The sequence below is a fragment of the Rhizobacter sp. P2_H3 genome (genome assembly GCF_056403355.1).
In genome coordinates, this window is the sequence record NZ_JBFUFQ010000508.1 from 1 (window position 1) to 994 (window position 994).

At 70.8% G+C, this 994-nt stretch carries 1 protein-coding gene; it reads right to left on the reverse strand.

Annotated elements, in window-relative coordinates:
* The coding region (locus AC1D1T_RS32700; protein ID WP_477993519.1) for an NnrS family protein at positions 1-846 on the reverse strand (846 nt) is incomplete at its 3' end.
* Positions 847-994: the final 148 nt, after the last annotated feature.

A 994-nucleotide genomic window follows, 5' to 3' on the forward strand; every position in this document is an offset into this window, starting at 1 on the left:
CAGCAGCGGCCGGCGCAGCGTGCGCCACGGCGCCCACGACAGCGCGCGCCAGGCGTGCAGCGCGGCGGCGCCGGCCAGCAGCGAGGCGGCCAGGCGCGGTGTCTCGCCCGCCACCCACAGCGCCAGCCCGCCGACGGTGGCGACCAGCGCGATGCGATCGCGCAGCGGCGAGGCACGCAGTTGCAGCCCGGGCGTCGCGTTCATCGTGAAGGCCGGGATCACGCGGCCGCCCATCACCGTCTCCAGCACGACGATGAGGGCCAAGCCGGCGTGCAGCGGCGCCATCGCATCGAAAGCCAGCGCACCGCTGGCCGCCAGGTGGAAGCCGAGGTTCGCCAGGCCCAGCAGCCCGAGCAGCACCGCGATGCCGGCATTACGCAGGTTTCGCGAGCGGATCACCAGGTCGGCGAACAGCGCGGCCACCAGCGGCAGCAGGGTCACGTCGAGCAGGAAGAAAACGGGGTAGGGCGCGCACAGCCCGGCCACGCGGGCGGACAGCCACAGTGCGGCCAGCGCGCCGAGCAGGCCGCCGCGCGGCGTCGGCAGCTGCGTCCACAGCTGGCCGGCGGTGAGAAGGAAGCCGATCACCACCGCGCCGACGACGCCGAAGATCATCTCGTGCGCATGCCACAGCGCGGGTGCCAGCGTGCCGGGCAGCGCGAGGCGGCCGGTGAAGACGAAGAACCAGGCCGCCATCAGCACGACCGCGGCGCTCGCGGCGCCCAGGTAGAACGGGCGGAAGCCCAGCCTCAGCAGCGGCCACCCGCGGGGCGCCGGTGGCTTCGCCCGCGGCGACGGGACGGCGACGCGGATGGGGCGGAACGAGGAGGCGCTGGGCGTGGACATGATGGGTGCTTATTAATGCATTTAAATGGCATCTTAAAGCCGACGATCGCACCATGGCAAGCAAGAAGCTATGCCACTTTGTCCCACCCTAAAGTAAACTAAAACATGCTTGTTTGCTGGAGTGGCCCGTGCGCCTGACCGTCTACAC